Source organism: Mycobacterium sp. DL592, from assembly GCF_011694515.1.
GTDB lineage: Bacteria > Actinomycetota > Actinomycetes > Mycobacteriales > Mycobacteriaceae > Mycobacterium.
The window spans coordinates 2,368,940-2,385,438 of the sequence record NZ_CP050192.1 but is presented as its reverse complement, the minus strand read 5'-3'; the positions used below and the strand labels follow the sequence as shown (position 1 = coordinate 2,385,438).

The 16,499-nt window shown below is 68.5% G+C and carries 15 protein-coding genes; 11 read left to right on the top strand and 4 right to left on the bottom strand.

Features of this window, described 5'->3' with window-relative positions; translation table 11 throughout:
- Position 1: 1 nt before the first annotated feature.
- The gene (locus HBE64_RS11510; RefSeq protein ID WP_167101815.1) at positions 2 to 1,150 is read right to left on the bottom strand and encodes a hypothetical protein; all 1,149 of its coding nucleotides are present in this window, start codon (positions 1,148 to 1,150) and stop codon (positions 2 to 4) included.
- A complete protein-coding gene (locus HBE64_RS11505) occupies positions 1,131 to 2,366 on the bottom strand; it encodes an amidohydrolase family protein (RefSeq protein WP_167101812.1) in 1,236 nt (411 codons plus the stop codon). The genes HBE64_RS11510 and HBE64_RS11505 overlap by 20 nt, the downstream gene beginning before the upstream one ends.
- A gap of 104 nt (positions 2,367 to 2,470) precedes the next feature.
- Here HBE64_RS11505 and dop point away from each other — a divergent pair, with 104 nt between their 5' ends.
- From dop to prcA, 4 genes are all read left to right on the top strand, one after another.
- Positions 2,471 to 3,979, top strand: a complete 1,509-nt coding sequence (dop, locus tag HBE64_RS11500; protein WP_167101809.1) for a depupylase/deamidase Dop — start codon at positions 2,471 to 2,473, stop codon at positions 3,977 to 3,979.
- Positions 3,980 to 4,084: 105 nt separating this feature from the next.
- A complete protein-coding gene (locus HBE64_RS11495) occupies positions 4,085 to 4,279 on the top strand; it encodes a ubiquitin-like protein Pup (RefSeq protein WP_167101807.1) in 195 nt (64 codons plus the stop codon).
- The gene (gene prcB, locus HBE64_RS11490; protein ID WP_167101804.1) at positions 4,276 to 5,154 is read left to right on the top strand and encodes a proteasome subunit beta; all 879 of its coding nucleotides are present in this window, start codon (positions 4,276 to 4,278) and stop codon (positions 5,152 to 5,154) included. Before HBE64_RS11495 ends, prcB begins: the two co-directional genes overlap by 4 nt.
- Positions 5,154 to 5,927: a proteasome subunit alpha gene (gene prcA / locus HBE64_RS11485; RefSeq protein ID WP_167101801.1), complete on the top strand. Its 774-nt coding sequence runs from the start codon at positions 5,154 to 5,156 to the stop codon at positions 5,925 to 5,927. Before prcB ends, prcA begins: the two co-directional genes overlap by 1 nt.
- 4 nt (positions 5,928 to 5,931) lie before the next feature.
- On the opposite strand, the gene HBE64_RS11480 is transcribed toward prcA, so the two are convergent.
- Both HBE64_RS11480 and HBE64_RS11475 read right to left on the bottom strand, forming a co-directional pair.
- Positions 5,932 to 7,626 carry an alpha/beta hydrolase gene (locus tag HBE64_RS11480; protein WP_167101798.1) on the bottom strand — a complete coding sequence of 565 codons (1,695 nt, stop codon included), beginning with the start codon at positions 7,624 to 7,626 and terminating at the stop codon, positions 5,932 to 5,934.
- On the bottom strand, positions 7,623 to 7,895 hold the full coding sequence (locus HBE64_RS11475) for a hypothetical protein (protein ID WP_167101795.1): 273 nt from the start codon (positions 7,893 to 7,895) through the stop codon (positions 7,623 to 7,625). Before HBE64_RS11475 ends, HBE64_RS11480 begins: the two co-directional genes overlap by 4 nt.
- Positions 7,896 to 8,022: 127 nt before the next feature.
- On the opposite strand from HBE64_RS11475, the gene pafA reads away from it, so the two are divergent.
- From pafA to HBE64_RS11440, 7 genes are all read left to right on the top strand, one after another.
- Positions 8,023 to 9,381 carry a Pup--protein ligase gene (gene pafA, locus HBE64_RS11470; RefSeq protein WP_208300625.1) on the top strand — a complete coding sequence of 453 codons (1,359 nt, stop codon included), beginning with the start codon at positions 8,023 to 8,025 and terminating at the stop codon, positions 9,379 to 9,381.
- Between the two features lie 52 nt (positions 9,382 to 9,433).
- Positions 9,434 to 10,420, top strand: coding sequence for a YafY family protein (locus HBE64_RS11465; protein ID WP_167101792.1), 987 nt, complete (start codon positions 9,434 to 9,436; stop codon positions 10,418 to 10,420).
- Positions 10,417 to 11,388 (top strand): YafY family protein, encoded by a 972-nt coding sequence (locus HBE64_RS11460; protein ID WP_167101789.1) that lies wholly within the window; start codon positions 10,417 to 10,419, stop codon positions 11,386 to 11,388. The genes HBE64_RS11465 and HBE64_RS11460 overlap by 4 nt, the downstream gene beginning before the upstream one ends.
- A gap of 66 nt (positions 11,389 to 11,454) precedes the next feature.
- Positions 11,455 to 11,721, top strand: coding sequence for a Sec-independent protein translocase subunit TatA (gene tatA, locus HBE64_RS11455; RefSeq protein WP_167101787.1), 267 nt, complete (start codon positions 11,455 to 11,457; stop codon positions 11,719 to 11,721).
- Between the two features lie 102 nt (positions 11,722 to 11,823).
- On the top strand, positions 11,824 to 12,690 hold the full coding sequence (gene tatC, locus HBE64_RS11450) for a twin-arginine translocase subunit TatC (protein WP_167109085.1): 867 nt from the start codon (positions 11,824 to 11,826) through the stop codon (positions 12,688 to 12,690).
- Positions 12,674 to 15,502: an RNA helicase gene (locus HBE64_RS11445; RefSeq protein ID WP_167101784.1), complete on the top strand. Its 2,829-nt coding sequence runs from the start codon at positions 12,674 to 12,676 to the stop codon at positions 15,500 to 15,502. The genes tatC and HBE64_RS11445 overlap by 17 nt, the downstream gene beginning before the upstream one ends.
- Before the next feature lie 56 nt (positions 15,503 to 15,558).
- Entirely contained in the window at positions 15,559 to 16,410 is an 852-nt protein-coding gene (locus HBE64_RS11440; RefSeq protein ID WP_167101781.1) for a DUF4333 domain-containing protein, read from the top strand.
- The last annotated feature ends 89 nt before the right edge of the window (positions 16,411 to 16,499 follow it).

Sequence of the window (16,499 nt, the reverse complement as noted above, 5' to 3'; positions counted from 1 at the left end):
GTCAGCGCCTTGGCAGTGCCGACCGGTAGCGATTGCGCGCCACAAGGGTCTGCCGCAGCTCGTCGATCAACGGCTCGATGAACTGCGCCCGGTAGTCGGTATCGCTGACCGCCTTCGCGGACAGGTACATAAAGGTGATCGCGGACAGCAACATGCTGGTCTGGAGCAACGCGTCGGGCACTGGCAGCGTCATCCCGAGTAGATGACCGTCGGGCCGTCCGGCGCCACGAGTCCAGGCGTCCAGCGTCTCGGGGCTCAGGATGATGAGCCCGAACACGACGAAGATGGCGCCGGTCAGCATCGCCACGGTGAGCACCTGGGTCACCTGGGAGGCGGCGACGACGAACACCACGTTGACACGTTCGGCCCGGGACAGCGGCCTGCCGCTCGCAGGGTCGGGTATCCCCGCGAACGGTGTGTCGTCGAGGGTCTCGTCACCTTCGAGCACCGGGCAGGTCTGCGCCAGAATTGGCCGCACCCGGTCCAGCGTGTTGGACACCAGAAACGCGGCGGCGATGACAACCAGGAAAAGCATTCCTGCCCAGAGTCTTTGGCGGCTGATCAGCGCCGTCATCTGCCATACCGGACCGTTGAAGAAAACCAGGAACGTCAGCAGCACCACCGGCAGCGCGCGCACGAACATGCCGCCGATCAACGCCAGGTTGGTGCGCGTGACGTAGAGCATGAAACCGAGCAGTGATCCGGCGCCCGACGCCGTGGCCGCCAGGATCAGGGCGACGGTGATCGCGGCACTGACCAGGTTCACCAGAATCCGGTTACCGGGCCCGCCGAAGATCATCCCGACGACGATGGCGGCCAACGCAGCGTTGGCTGCCATCGCCCGGTGCAACGGGTTGGTCAAACGTGAGACCAGCCAGCCCACGAGCGCGGCGACCGGTAGTACGAGGGCCACCAGCGCCAAGACCACACCTTCGGCCAGATCGGGCCGGCCGGGAATGTCGACGGTGTGCTGGCCGGTGACCGAGACGATTGCGATCGAATTGAGCGCGATGACGGCGTAGGCCGCCAGCGCCGGCGCCGACCGACTCCACACCCGGCTCACCAGCGCGCGCCTGCGAACCACCGCGGGCAGGCCACGGGCCAGAAACCAGTGGTCGGCCGCGTAGCGGTCAGTCGATGGCGAAGCCACCACGATTACCCACCGTCTTCCCTTCCTTGAGGACCAGCAGGACATTAGCCGGATCGCCGAGGGAATCGATGTCGTCGACAGGATTGCCCCGAACGACAACGAGATCCGCGATCTTGCCCGGCTCCACCGTGCCGATGGTGTCCTCGACGCCGCACAGCTGGGCCGACGTCCGCGTGCCCGCGACAATGGCCTGCATCGGGGTGAGCCCGCCGAACTTGACCAGCAGACCGAGCTCTTTGAGGTTGGTGCCGTGGTCCGGGGACAGACCGGCATCGGTGCCGACCGCGATCCTGACACCGGCTGCGGCCGAGGCCGCGATCGAATCATGAGCCATGGCATGCCATTTCGCGCTCTTGGCGGCGCCCTGCGGAGATGCGGTGACCGGTTTCATCGTTTCCAGCAGGGTCGGAACGAGAAACGTTCCCTGCGCGACCATCTGGTGGCGCAGTTCGTCGTCGAGTTCATAACCGTGTTCGATGCTGTGCACGCCGGCGTCGACCGCGGCCTTGATCCCGGCGTAGCCGATCGCGTGGGCGGCGACCGGCCGGTCACCGTAGTTGTGGCCTTCTTCGACGACCGCGGAGATCATTTCGCGGCGCATCCCGAGCCAGCTCGGGTCGTCGTTGGGAGATGACACCCCGCCGCTGGAGGCGATCTTGATGACATCGGCACCGGCGCGCAGGAGCTCACGGGCCCGCTTGCGGGCGGCATCGACGCTGTCGACGAGATAGGCCCCGAGGAAGCCGCCGAGGTCGATTCCGGAGGGCAGGTGGAAATCGGCATGGCCGCCGCTCTGGCTGAGCATGTTGACCGCCACCAGCAGGCGCGGACCGGCGATCAGTCCGTCGGCGACGGCCTCGCGGACACCGGTGTCGATACCCATCAGGTCACGTGCGGTAGTCACGCCGTTTTCCAGTGTTACCCGCAAGCGTTCGATCAACTGAAAGTAGCCGTAAGACGGCGGCTTGAAGGCCTTCTCCAACGGGCTGCCGGTCGAGCCGGGCAGCCCGAAGTGGACATGGCAGTCGAAGAAGCCGGGGCAGATCGTGTTCCCGCCGAGGTCGACGCGCACCGCATCGGCCGGTTGTGGTGGCGCATCGGACTCTGCACCGGCCCAGGCGATTCGGTCGCCGTCGACCACCACCGCGCCGTTGCGGACCGGTGCCGCGCCGGTTCCGTCGATCAGCACGGCATGGTGCAGCACAAGACGCGTCATTGTGCTGCCTACTTCACCAAGTCCGCAGGCGACATGCAATCGCCCACGCCGCACCGTCGCTCCTGCCGCACTGCTGTCATCGCCACCCCGTTAGGCTTACGGCCATGCAACGGATTATCGGGACCGAGGTCGAGTACGGCATCTCGTCGCCGACCGACCCGACCGCCAATCCGATCCTCACCTCGACTCAGGCGGTGCTGGCCTACGCCGCGGCCGCCGGTATCCAGCGGGCCAAGCGGACCCGGTGGGACTACGAAGTGGAGTCGCCGCTGCGCGACGCCCGCGGCTTCGACCTGAGCCGGGCGACGGGGCCCCCACCGATCGTGGACGCCGACGAGGTCGGCGCCGCCAACATGATCCTGACCAACGGCGCGCGGCTCTACGTCGACCACGCGCACCCGGAGTATTCGGCCCCCGAGGTCACCGACCCGATGGACGCGGTGATCTGGGACAAGGCCGGCGAGCGGGTGATGGAGGCCGCGGCCCGGCATGTGGCCAGCGTCCCCGGGGCGGCCAAGCTCCAGCTCTACAAGAACAATGTCGACGGCAAGGGCGCGTCGTACGGTTCGCACGAGAACTATCTGATGAGCCGGCAGACGCCGTTCTCCGCGGTGATCTCCGGACTCACCCCGTTCATGGTGTCGCGCCAGGTCATCACCGGTTCCGGCCGGGTGGGCATCGGTCCGTCCGGTGACGAGCCGGGCTTCCAGCTGTCCCAGCGTGCCGACTACATCGAGGTCGAGGTCGGCCTGGAGACCACGCTCAAGCGCGGCATCATCAACACCCGCGACGAGCCGCACGCCGACGCCGACAAGTACCGCCGGCTGCACTGCATCATTGGTGACGCCAACCTTGCCGAGACGTCGACCTATCTGAAGGTGGGCACAACCTCGCTGGTGCTCGACCTGATCGAGGAAGGCCCGCAGCACGGTCTGGACCTGTCCGATCTGGCGCTGGCCCGGCCCGTGCACGCCGTGCACGTGGTCAGCCGGGACCCGTCGCTTCGGGCGACCGTGGCGCTGGCCGACGGGCGTGAGCTGACCGCCCTGGCCATCCAGCGGATCTACCTGGACCGGGTGGCCAAGCTGGTCGACGCCCGCGATCCCGACCCGCGCGCCTCGCACGTCGTCGAGACCTGGGCGCACATCCTCGACCTGCTCGAACGGGACCCGATGGAATGTGCCGAGCTGCTGGACTGGCCGGCCAAACTGCGGCTGCTCGAAGGTTTCCGCAATCGGGAGAACCTCGGGTGGTCGGCGCCGCGCCTGCACCTGGTGGATCTGCAGTACTCCGACGTCCGGCTGGACAAGGGGCTGTACAACCGGCTGGTGGCCCGCGGATCGATGAAACGCCTGGTCACCGAGCAGCAGGTGCTCGACGCGGTGGACAATCCGCCGACCGACACCCGGGCGTACTTCCGCGGCGAGTGTCTGCGCCGGTTCGGCGCCGACATCGCCGCGGCGAGCTGGGACTCGGTGATCTTCGACTTGGGCGGCGACTCGCTGGTCCGGATCCCGACGCTGGAGCCGCTGCGGGGCAGCAAGGCCCATGTCGGTGCGTTGCTGGATTCGGTCAACAGTGCCGTCGAACTGGTGGAACAACTCACGACCTGACGATCGTTAGAAGGGGCAATACCGGCCCCGACCGGTAGTGTGGAGGAACCGGCGACCCGTACCGCATGGCACGACAAGGCCGCCGATGACGAGCAGGAGGCAGCGATGGCTCAAGAGCAGACCAAGCGTGGTGGTGGCGGCGGCGAGGACGACGACCTCACCGGCGACGCGGCCGGCGGGCAGGAGCGTCGCGACAAGCTCGCCGAGGAGACCGACGATCTGCTGGACGAGATTGATGACGTCCTCGAAGAGAACGCTGAGGACTTCGTGCGCGCATACGTCCAAAAGGGCGGACAGTGACCTGGCCGTTCTCTGATCGACTGGCCACTAGTTCACCCCTGACGGATCTGTCTTCGTTCTCCGAGTTCCTTCGGCGCGAGGCTCCTCAGTTGCTGCCGACCGCGGGCACCGTGGGCGCTCCGGCACCGGGTGACGCATTGCCGCACGGCACGACGATCGTGGCGTTGCGCTATCCCGGTGGCGTGCTGATCGCCGGTGACCGGCGCTCGACCCAGGGCCACATGATCGCTGGCCGCGATGTCCAGAAGGTCTACATCACCGACGATTACACCGCGACCGGCATCGCGGGCACCGCGGCGATCGCCGTGGAATTCGCTCGGTTGTACGCCGTGGAACTCGAGCACTACGAGAAGCTCGAAGGGGTGGCGCTGACGTTCGCCGGCAAGGTGAACCGGTTGGCGATCATGGTGCGCGGCAACCTCGGTGCCGCACTGCAGGGTTTCGTGGCGCTGCCGCTGCTGGTCGGCTACGACCTCGGCGATCCGGATCCGCAAGCGGCGGGGCGCATCGTGTCGTTCGACGCGGCAGGCGGATGGAACATCGAGGACGAGGGCTACCAGTCGGTGGGCTCGGGCTCGATCTTCGCCAAGTCCTCGATCAAGAAGCTCTACGGCGGTGTGACCGACGCGGAGTCGGCGTTGCGGGTCGCGGTGGAGGCGCTCTACGACGCCGCCGACGACGACTCCGCCACCGGCGGACCGGATCTGGTGCGCGGGATCTTCCCGACCGCGGTGACCATCGAGGCCGATGGCGCGCTCGAGGTGGCTGAGGAGCGGATTTCCCGGCTGGCCCGCGAAGTGATCGAAACACGTTCCCGGACAAACACATTCGGTCCCGGTAAGGGCCCGAGTAACGAAGCACCGCGGGTGGATTAGTGAGCTTCCCATATTTCATTTCGCCCGAGCAGGCGATGCGCGAGCGTTCGGAGCTCGCGCGTAAGGGTATTGCCAGGGGCCGCAGCGTGGTGGTGCTGGCCTACGCCGGCGGTGTGCTGTTCGTCGCCGAGAACCCGTCGCGTTCGCTGCAGAAGGTCAGTGAGCTCTACGACCGGGTGGGCTTCGCTGCGGTGGGCCGGTTCAATGAGTTCGACAACCTGCGCCGCGGTGGTATCCAGTTCGCCGACACCCGCGGCTACGCCTACGACCGCCGCGACGTCACCGGGCGTCAGCTGGCCAATGTCTACGCGCAGACCCTCGGCACTATCTTCACCGAGCAGGCCAAGCCCTACGAGGTGGAGCTGTGCGTGGCCGAAGTGGCCCACTTCGGTGAGACCAAACCCCCTGAGCTGTACCGGATCACCTATGACGGCTCGATCGCCGACGAGCCGCAGTTCGTCGTGATGGGTGGTACCACCGAGCCGATCATCAACGCGCTCAAGGAGACCTACTCCGAAAACGCCGAGTTGGCCGACGCCGTCGGTATCGCGGTCGGCGCACTGCGCGCGGGCATCGCGAGCGCGACCAACAATGCCAGCCCGCCGAGCGAGCCTCGGGTGCTGGGTACCTCGAGCCTCGAGGTGGCCGTCCTGGACGCCAACCGGCCCAGGCGCGCGTTCCGCCGGATCACCGGTGCGGCGCTGGAAGCGCTACTGCCCAAAGTGGATTCGGCCCCCGAAGAGCCGGTCGCCGAAGAGGGCGACCCCGAGTAGTTACCTACCGGATGTGTTCGCGGTCGCCGACGATCACAGCCAGGATGTTGTGCCACGCATCGGAGGGCTCGGTGAGCACGTCGCTGTGCGTCGACGGCCCGATCATCGGCCGGCCGGTCAGACGCCGGCCCGCGGCCAACGGGATCACCCCGGGCATCTCGTCGGGGTCGGCCCCGTGCGGCCCGAACGGGATGCCCTGCACCGCGCTGATCAGATCGCCGGGTGCGGTCATGCTGAAGCGCAGCACCGCCGGATTGCGGTTGTGCCAGTCGGCCGGGCTGTGCACACCCACCCCCGCTCCGGCGGCTTCGACGTAAATCACCCGGTCGGCGGTCAACCCGAACCGCTCGGCCGTCCCGACGATCGAACCGCCGTAGGAATGCCCGATATACGTGACGGGAATGTGCCCGGCCCGGCGTTCGACGTCCTCGCTGAACGCCACCAGCCTCGGTGCCATCGCCAGGGCGTAGTCCGGGTCGGCGGCGTCGACGATCCCGGCCAGCAGGGGACCGGTCGGGAAGGGACCGCCGAGAAAGTTGATCATCGCGACGTCGCCGCCGGATCCGGCGACGAACCGCCGTGTGGTGGCCAGGTCGTCGGCGGTGTCGTCGAAGGTGGTGTTGAGCCCCGGCACCAGCACCCCGATCGCCCGCGCCCGGCTGAGATCCCCGGACAGTTCGATGAACATCTCGCGCCCGGGGTCGAACGCCAGGATCTGGCGCGGGATTCGGCGCTCACGGTCCAGCGGGTCGGGAACGTCGGCGAGAAGCGTTTCGTAGTAGGCGATCCGGCGGTTGGCGGCACGGTCGTGCCCGGCGATCACCGCCGCGCGCATCTTCGGATCGGTGTGTAGAACCGCCCAGAGTCGTTCGGCGTCAGCCGGATTCATGCCCGGTGAGAGTGCGGAGCGCAGCTTGTCCTCGACGGGCCGGTCCAGGGTTCGGCGCTCATCGAGGATCGCGGTGGCGATGTTGAGGCGGTTGGCCGCCACACGCATCTCCCAGGGGATGCCGTCGGTGTTGCCGACCTCATGGGGCGCCTGCTCGACGAGCCGCTCACGCTCGGCGGGCGACAGCGCGGCGATCTGGCCGGCGATGCGGTCCTGGCTCATCGCGGGCCAGTCGCTCACCCCGGTGCCTGCGGCACCCGCCGGACGCACAGCCGCCGGTGCCGACTCGACGTCGAACGCCGCGTCGAGCGCCCGGGCGGCCTCGGCGTCGGCCGCTCCCAGCCGGGACAGGCTCTCCTGCAGCCGCCGCGTCAGGTCGGCGGCTCGCACACTCAGCATCGTCATCGCCGCCGCCGGCGACCCTCCGCTGCAGGCCACCAGCAGCTCCGGCGGGCTGGCCGGCGCCGCGACGGATCCGTCGTCACTGACCCGGCAGCCGTCGGCCTTCGCCTCGGCGAGGACGGCCATGACCTGGTCGCGCGCCGCGGTCAACGCCCGCTCGGCGTCGCGGGCTTCGGCGGCGGCCAGAACCAGCGCCCGGCACAGCTCGCGCAGCCCTGCGGCGGCCGGGGCGATACCCGTGCGGGCGGCGTCGGCTCCGGTGCCGGACCACGAGGTGGTCTGCGCTGCCTGATCGACGGTGTCGGCGTGGGTTTGCAGCCGGCCCGCGGTGGCGTCCCACTCCCGGGCGAGCTCACCGAGCGCGGCGGGCTGCCAGCCCAGCGCCTGGGAGACGGTCGGCCCGTTCACCGCAGCCGCAGGCCGTCTGCATGGGCCCGCTCGGCATCGGACAGCTCGTCGATGCAGCGCCGGGCCGCGGTCACCCACTGAGCCACCGCGGCGGCCTGTCGCCGCACGTCAGCGGTGGCGCGCCGGGGCGCATCGACGGCGTCCAGCGCCGAACCGGGCAGGGCTGCCACGGCCGGTACGGATACCGCGGCGAGGTCGTCGGCGGCGCGGGCGGCACGGTCGGTCAGGGCCCGCAGTGCGGTGGTGTCGAGACCGACGGGCTCGGGCATGGCTCATGGTCACACGCACCGCCGGCGGAGGTCGACAACCACTAACAGGGCAATCCGCAGCGACCCGAGGAGCTTTCGCTGCGGGCTTGCCCACCGCTACCGCAAGACAACCAGTAGTCTCGATGGTGTGCAGCGAAGGATCATGGGCATCGAAACCGAATTCGGTGTCACCTGCACGTTCCACGGCCATCGCCGGCTCAGTCCTGACGAGGTCGCCCGGTATCTGTTTCGCCGGGTGGTGTCGTGGGGCCGCAGCTCGAACGTGTTTCTGCGCAACGGCGCGCGGTTGTATCTGGATGTCGGAAGTCACCCGGAGTACGCCACCGCCGAATGCGACAACCTGGTGCAACTGGTCACCCACGACCGCGCGGGCGAGCGGGTCCTCGAGGATCTGCTCATCGATGCCGAGCAGCGGCTGGCCGACGAGGGCATCGGCGGGGACATCTACCTGTTCAAGAACAACACCGACTCGGCCGGTAACTCGTATGGCTGCCACGAGAACTATCTGATAGTTCGCGCCGGCGAATTCTCTCGGATCTCCGATGTCCTGCTGCCGTTCCTGGTCACCCGACAGCTGATCTGCGGCGCCGGCAAGGTGTTGCAGACCCCCAAGGCGGCGACGTTCTGTCTGTCGCAGCGCGCCGAACACATCTGGGAAGGCGTGTCCTCGGCAACGACCCGATCGCGCCCAATTATCAATACCCGCGACGAGCCGCACGCGGATGCCGAGAAGTACCGCAGGCTGCACGTGATCGTCGGCGACTCCAACATGTGCGAAGCCACCACGATGCTCAAGGTGGGCACCGCTTCGCTGGTGCTCGAGATGATCGAAGCCGGTGTCGCCTTCCGCGACTTCTCGCTCGACAACCCGATCCGGGCCATCCGGGAGGTCAGCCACGACCTGACCGGCCGCAGACCCGTCCGCCTGGCCGGTGGCCGGCAGGCCAGCGCGCTGGACATCCAGCGGGAGTACTTCACCCGCGCGGTGGAGTACCTGCAGACCCGGGAGCCCAACACCCAGATCGACCAGGTGGTCGACCTGTGGGGGCGCCAGCTCGACGCCGTCGAGAGCCAGGACTTCGCCAAGGTCGACACCGAGATCGACTGGGTGATCAAGCGCAAGCTCTTCCAGCGCTACCAGGACCGCTACAACATGGAGCTGTCCGACCCCAAGATCAGTCAGCTCGACCTGGCATACCACGACATCAAGCGGGGCCGCGGCGTGTTCGACCTGCTGCAGCGCAAGGGCCTGGCCACCAGGATCACCACCGACGAGGAGATCGAGGCCGCCGTCGACACCCCGCCGCAGACCACCCGGGCCAAACTGCGCGGCGAGTTCATCAGCGCTGCGCAGGAAGCCGGCCGCGACTTCACCGTCGACTGGGTGCACCTCAAGCTCAACGATCAGGCGCAGCGCACCGTGTTGTGCAAGGACCCGTTCCGGTCGGTCGACGAGCGGGTCAAGCGGCTCATCGCCAGCATGTAGCCCTCGCGCGCGCCGCAGGGACGACGGGCCGTTTCCCGCTAAGGTTGGGCGAGTGGCGACATCCAAGGTCGAGCGGTTGATGAACCTCGTCATCGCCCTGTTGTCCACCCACGGTTACATCACCGCCGAGCGCATCCGCGAGAGTGTGGCCGGCTACGCCGACAGTCCCAGCGACGAGGCGTTCTCCCGAATGTTCGAGCGGGACAAGAACGAACTGCGCGACCTCGGCATCCCACTGGAGACCGGACGGGTGTCGGCGTTCGACCCCGCCGAGGGATATCGGATCAACCGCAACGCCTACGCACTGCCCGACATCGAACTCACCGCGCAGGAGGCGGCCGCCGTCGCGGTCGCGGCCCAGCTGTGGGAGTCACCCGAACTGATCACCGCGACCCAGGGCGCACTGCTGAAGCTGCGGGCCGCCGGCGTCGAGGTGGACGCCGACGCGGCGGTCGCGATCACCACCGCGGCCGGCCCGCCGGGCCTGCGTGGCTCGGAGGACGTACTGGGAATCCTGTTGTCCGCCATCAATTCCGGCCAGCCGGTGCGGTTCCGGCATCGGCCGCTTCCGACTGAGCCGTACACGGTGCGCACCGTCGAGCCGTGGGGTGTGGTCACTGCCCGGGGCCGCTGGTATCTGGTCGGGCACGACCGTGACCGCGACGCCACCCGAACGTTCCGGTTGTCCCGTATCGGCGCGGACGTCGAAACCGTCGGGCCCGCCGGCTCGGTGACCCGGCCGCCCGGCGTGGACCTGCGGGCCATCGTCGAGAAGGCGATCGGCGAGGCACCCACCGGCGTGCGTGCCACGTTATGGGTGGCCGACGGGCGGGCCACGGCCCTGCGCCGCGCCGGCACGTCGATCGGCCCGCGGACGATCGGTGGCCGCGCCGGTGAGGTCATCGACCTCGACCTGGGCACCCGCGACCGGCTGGCCCGCGAGATCGCCGGGTACGGCGCGGACGCGCTGGTTCTCGAGCCGGCCGCGTTGCGTGAGGATGTCGTGGCCCGGCTGACCGCACAGGCGGGCCGCCGATGACGCCCGTCTCGACCCGGCTGGTCCGGCTGCTCAACATGGTTCCCTACCTCAAGGCCAACCCGCAGATCACCTATGACGAGGCCGCCGCAGACCTCGGCGTGACCCGCAAGCAACTCCAGCAGGACCTCGACCAGTTGTGGATGTGCGGCCTGCCGGGCTACGGTCCCGGCGACCTCATCGATTTCGAATTCTCCGGTGACACCATCAATGTCACGTTCACCGCGGGTGTGGACGCCCCGCTGCGGCTCACCTCGCCGGAAGCCACCGGGCTTCTCGTCGCACTGCGGGCGCTCGTCGACATCCCCGGTGTCGTCGACCCCGAGGCGGCCCGCAGCGCGATCGCCAAGATCGAGTCGGCGGCCGGCACCATCGCTCACGACCAGACCCACGCGGCGGCCGCCGTCGAGGAGCAGGCACCGATCGAGAGCGACGCCGCCGCGGCGGTCCGGGCCGCGGTCCGCGGTGGCCGTGCGCTGAGCATCGAGTACTACTCGGCGTCCCGGGACATGTTGTCCACCAGGATCGTCGACCCGATCCGGGTGGTCCTCGTCGCCGACCACTCCTATCTGGAGGCGTGGTCGCGGGAAGCCGAGGGCGTGCGGTTGTTCCGCTTCGACCGAATCGTGAACGCCAGCGTGCTCGACGAACCTGCCGCGCCACCGGAACCCGCCGTGCAGTCGCCGCCGGACACCTCGCTGTTCGACGCGGATCCGGCTCTGCCCGCGGCCAGGCTGCTGGTGGCGCCGACGGCGTCGTGGATGCTCGAGTACTACCCGATGCGGGTCGGCAAGCAGCTGCCCGATGGCTCGTGCGAGGCGGCGATGACGTATGCCTCCGATGAATGGATGACCCGGCTGCTGCTCGGATTCGGTCCTGACGTGCGGGTTCTGGGACCGGAGTCACTGGTCAACCGGGTGGCGCAGGCGGCAAACGCGGCGCTGGCGGCCTACGCCGAGCTGGCCGGCTGATTCCGCGTCCAGGCTCGTCACAGCACCCGTGGGGTAGCATCGAACCGACATCTGGAGGTGACCAAATTGGGTGCTCTACAACCGTGGCACTGGCTGATCCTTATCGCCGTGGTCGTGTTGCTTTTCGGGTCGAAGCGGTTGCCTGATGCTGCGCGTTCGCTCGGCAAGTCGATGCGAATCTTCAAGTCCGAAGTCAAGGAACTGCAGAACGACAACAAGGCGGAGACCCCGGTCACCCCTGTTCAGCCCGCGACGCAGGTCCAGTCCGAACGTGTCGAGGCTCCGGTGACCCCACCGCCGGCCCAGAACCCGACCGACGCCCGACCGGCCTGAACCGACCACGAACCGGCGCCCACGCGCCCGTAGTCAGACGCTGCCGTGCGCACTCCTAAGTTTCTGTCGCGGCGCAAACGCCGTACCAATCCCGACGGGACGATGTCTCTCGTCGAGCACATCCGCGAGTTGCGGACCCGCCTGCTGATCTCGATGGGCGCCGTCGCCGTGACCACGGTGTTCGGTTTCCTCTGGTACAGCCACGGCTTCTTCGGCGTCGAAAGCCTCGGGGAGTGGCTGCGCGCCCCGTACTGCTCACTGCCGCCGTCGGCGCGTGCGGATATCAGCGCTGACGGCGGTTGCCGGCTGCTGGCCACCGCACCGTTCGACCAGTTCATGTTGCGGCTCAAAGTCGGTATGACAGCAGGCATCGTGCTGGCCTGCCCGGTCTGGCTGTACCAACTGTGGTCGTTCATCACGCCCGGGCTGTACAAGAACGAGCGCCGCTTCGCCATGGCGTTTGTGACGGTCGCGGCGACGCTGTTCATCGCCGGCGCGGTGCTGGCCTACATCGTGCTGTCCAAGGCCCTGCACTTCCTGCTGACCGTCGGCAACGACGTTCAGGTGACCGCCCTCTCCGGTGACAAGTACTTCGGTTTCCTGATCAACCTGCTGCTGGTGTTCGGGGTCAGCTTCGAGTTCCCGCTGCTGATCATCATGTTGAACGTGGTCGGCGTGCTGCACTACGAGAAGCTCAAGACCTGGCGCCGTGGGCTGATCTTCGGAGTGTTCGTCTTCGCCGCATTCGCCACACCGGGCTCCGACCCGTTCTCGATGCTGGCGCTGGGACTCGCGCTGACCCTGCTGATGGAGTTCGCGATCCAGATCACCCGCCTGCATGACCGGCGTAAGGCCAAGCGCGAAGCGCAACAGAGCGCCATCCCCGACGATCAGGCCGCGCCCATCGAGCCGCCCGAACCGGTGGCCTCGCCCGCCCAGTACGCGGCACGGCATGACGACATCACCTGAGGCCGGCCAACCGGGGGCAGGCCTCGCACAGTTCGCGGCGCTGCTGACCTTCCAGCTCGACCCGTTCCAGCTTCAGGCGTGTGAGGCCCTGGAGCGCGGACACGGTGTCCTGGTCTGCGCGCCGACCGGTGCGGGAAAGACCGTCGTCGGCGAGTTCGCGGTCCACCTGGCCCTGGCCGCCGGGCGAAAGTGCTTCTACACCACCCCGATCAAGGCGCTGAGCAACCAGAAGCACAACGACCTGGTTCGCCGTTACGGCGCGCAGAACATCGGGCTGCTCACCGGCGACCAGTCGGTCAACGGGGACGCGCCCGTGGTGGTGATGACCACCGAAGTGCTCCGCAACATGCTGTACGCGGGATCGGATGCGTTGCAAGGACTTTCGCATGTCGTGATGGACGAGGTGCATTTCCTGGCCGACCGGATGCGCGGAGCGGTATGGGAGGAGGTCATCCTGCATCTGCCCGAAGACGTGCGCCTGGTGAGCCTGTCGGCGACGGTGAGCAACGCCGAGGAGTTCGGCGGCTGGATCCAAACCGTGCGCGGCGACACCACCGTGGTGGTCGACGAACACCGGCCGGTGCCACTGTGGCAGCACGTCCTGGTCGGCAAGCGCCTGTTCGACCTGTTCGACTACTCGGCAGGCAACGCGCCCGCAGGCAAACAGCACCTCGTCGACCCCGAGCTGATCCGCCACATCGCGCACCGCCGCGAGGCCGAGCGGCTCACCGACTGGCAACCTCGCCGCCGCGGCCTCGGCCGCCCCGGAGGTGGGCCGGGTCTGATCCGGCCCCCGTCACGTCCCGACGTCATCGCCGCTCTCGACCGGGAGGCGCTGCTTCCGGCGATCACGTTCATCTTCTCCCGCGCGGGCTGCGACGCCGCGGTCAAGCAGTGCCTGCGTAGCCCGCTACGGCTGACCGACGACGCCGACCGGGCGCGCATCGCCGAGGTGATCGACCGGCGCTGCGCCGATCTGGCTGATGCCGACCTGGCGGTGCTGGACTACTACGAGTGGCGCGAAGGTCTGCTGCGGGGGTTGGCCGCCCACCACGCGGGCATGCTGCCGATCTTCCGGCACACCGTGGAAGAGTTGTTCACCGCCGGTCTGGTCAAGGCCGTATTCGCCACCGAGACACTGGCGCTGGGCATCAACATGCCGGCCCGCACGGTGGTGCTGGAGAAGCTGGTGAAGTTCAACGGCGAGCAGCACATGCCGCTGACGCCGGGGGAGTACACCCAGCTGACCGGACGCGCCGGGCGCCGCGGCATCGACGTCGAGGGGCACGCCGTCGTCATCTGGACGCCGGACGTCGAACCGGCCGAGGTCGCCGGACTGGCCTCCACCCGTACGTTCCCGCTGAAGAGCTCGTTCGCCCCGTCGTACAACATGACGATCAACCTGGTGAACCAGATGGGACCCGAGCAGGCCCGCCAACTGCTGGAGCGGTCGTTCGCCCAGTTCCAGGCGGACCGCTCGGTGGTCGGGCTGGTGCGCGGATCAGAGCGGGGCGAGAAGATGCTCGACGAGATCGCCGCCGAACTCGACTGGGACCGTCGCGCCAAGCCGGTGCCCGAGCCTGCGGTTCTCGACTATGTGCGGCTGCGGGCCAAGATCAGCGAGCGGGAGCGCTCCCAATCGCGGTCGTCGCGGCTTCAGCGCCGGCAGGCCGCCAACGGCGCGCTGGCCGGTTTGCGCCGCGGCGACATCATCAACATCACCCAGGGCAGGCGCGGCGGGCTGGCGGTGGTGCTGGAGGCGGCCAACGACGCCGACGATCCCCGGCCGCTGGTGCTCACCGAAGATCGTTGGGCCGGAAGGATTTCCTCGGCCGACTACCCGGCTGCCGCCGCGCCGATCGGGTCGATGTCGTTGCCCAAGCGCGTCGAGCACCGCCAGCCCAGGGTGCGCCGGGACCTGGCCTCGGCGTTGCGGTCCGCGGCGGCCGGTCTGGTCATCCCGGCCGGGCGCAAGCGGCGGGCCGGTGCTGACGACGAGGCCGACATCGATCCCGAACTGATCGCGCTGCGTGAGCAGATGCGCGCACACCCCGCCCATCGGATCGCCGACCGGGAGGCCAAGGTCCGGATCGGTGAGCGATACCTGCGGGTGGAACGTGACAACGAACAGATCCGCAAGAAGGTCAGCGCGGCGACCAACTCGCTGGCCCGCACGTTCGACCGAATCGTCGGGCTGCTGACCGAGCGGGGCTTCATCACCACCTTGGGGCGGGAGCGAAGCGACCCGGGGATGGGCACCGTGGGGCAGGAGGGCGTGCCGAAGGTGACCGCCGACGGCCGGCTGCTGGCCCGGATCTACAGCGAAAGCGACCTGCTGGTCGCCGAGTGCCTGCGCACCGGGGTGTGGAAGACGCTGCAGCCGGCCGAACTGGCCGCGGTGCTCTCGGCCGTGGTCTACGAGTCCCGTGGCGGCGACGGCCCGACGCAGGCGGTCGACATGCCGACCCCGGGTGTGCGGCGCGCGCTCGTCGAGACCCGCAGGCTGTCCGGTCAGTTGCGCGCCGACGAGAACCGGCACCGGATCGCGCCGACGCGCGAGCCCGACGAAGGGTTCGTCGCCGCCGTCTACCGCTGGGCGACCACCGGGAACCTGGCCGCGGCCCTGGATGCCTCCGATCTCACCGGTACCGGCACACCGATGTCGGCGGGTGACTTCGTCCGCTGGTGCCGCCAGGTACTCGACCTGCTCGACCAGGTGCGCAACTCCGGACCCGACCCGGCGCTGCGGAGCGCCGCGAAACGCGCCATCGACGATGTCCGGCGCGGCGTCGTTGCTGTTGATAGCGGGTAGGGTGATGCAAACGCTACGGTGGGAGCGGCGAATCGCTACCAGACCAAGGAGAGACGATGAGCGGACCGCAGGGATCTGACCCCAACCCCTGGCAGGCTCAGCAGCCCGCCCAGGGTGAGGATCAGCCTGCCCCCAGCTCGGAGCAGCCGCAGTCGACGGCGCCGTCCTGGCAGCCTCCGGCAACCCCGGACCCGCAGGCGACCGAAACCCCGGCCTGGCAGCCCACCGGTGAGACCCCGGCCTGGCAGCCCCCGGCGTACAACCAGCAACAGCAGTACCCGCCGTACGGTCAGGCCCAGCCCGGTTACCCGCAGCAGCCCTATCAGCAGCCGACCGAGTACAACCCGGCCGCTTACGGCCAGCCGGGTCAGTACGCGCAGCCCCCGTACGGTCAGCCCCAGTACGGGCAGCCGCAGCAGTACGGCCAGCCCCAGCAGTACGGCCAGCCGCAGCAGTACGGTCAGTACCCGGGTCAGCCGGGACAACCCGGCCAGCCGGGTCAGCCGGGTCAGCCGGGTCAGCCGGGTCAGTACCCTCAGTACCCGCAGCCCGGGTCCGAGGAGGCCGCCAAGAAGTCGACGGCGGCGATCGGCATCGTGATCGGTGTGCTCGCGGCGATCATCCTGGCCGTCGTGCTGGTGCTCGGTTTCTGGAAGCCCGGCTTCTTCGTCACCACCAAACTCGACATCAACAAGGCGCAGCAGGGTGTTCAGCAGATCCTGACCGACGAGACCAACGGCTACGGTGCCAAGAACGTCAAGGACGTCAAGTGCAACAACGGCCAGAACCCGACGGTCAAGAAGGGTGACACCTTCACCTGTGAGGTCAGCATCGACGGCACCAAGCGTCAGGTGACGGTGACGTTCCAGGACGACAAGGGCACGTACGAGGTCGGTCGGCCCAAATAGCCGCTCGGCGGCGTCATCGGCGGGAGTGCCGCTCGGCGGCGTCATCGGCGGGAGTAGCCGCCCGGCGGCGGGTGAACACCCGGTGAATT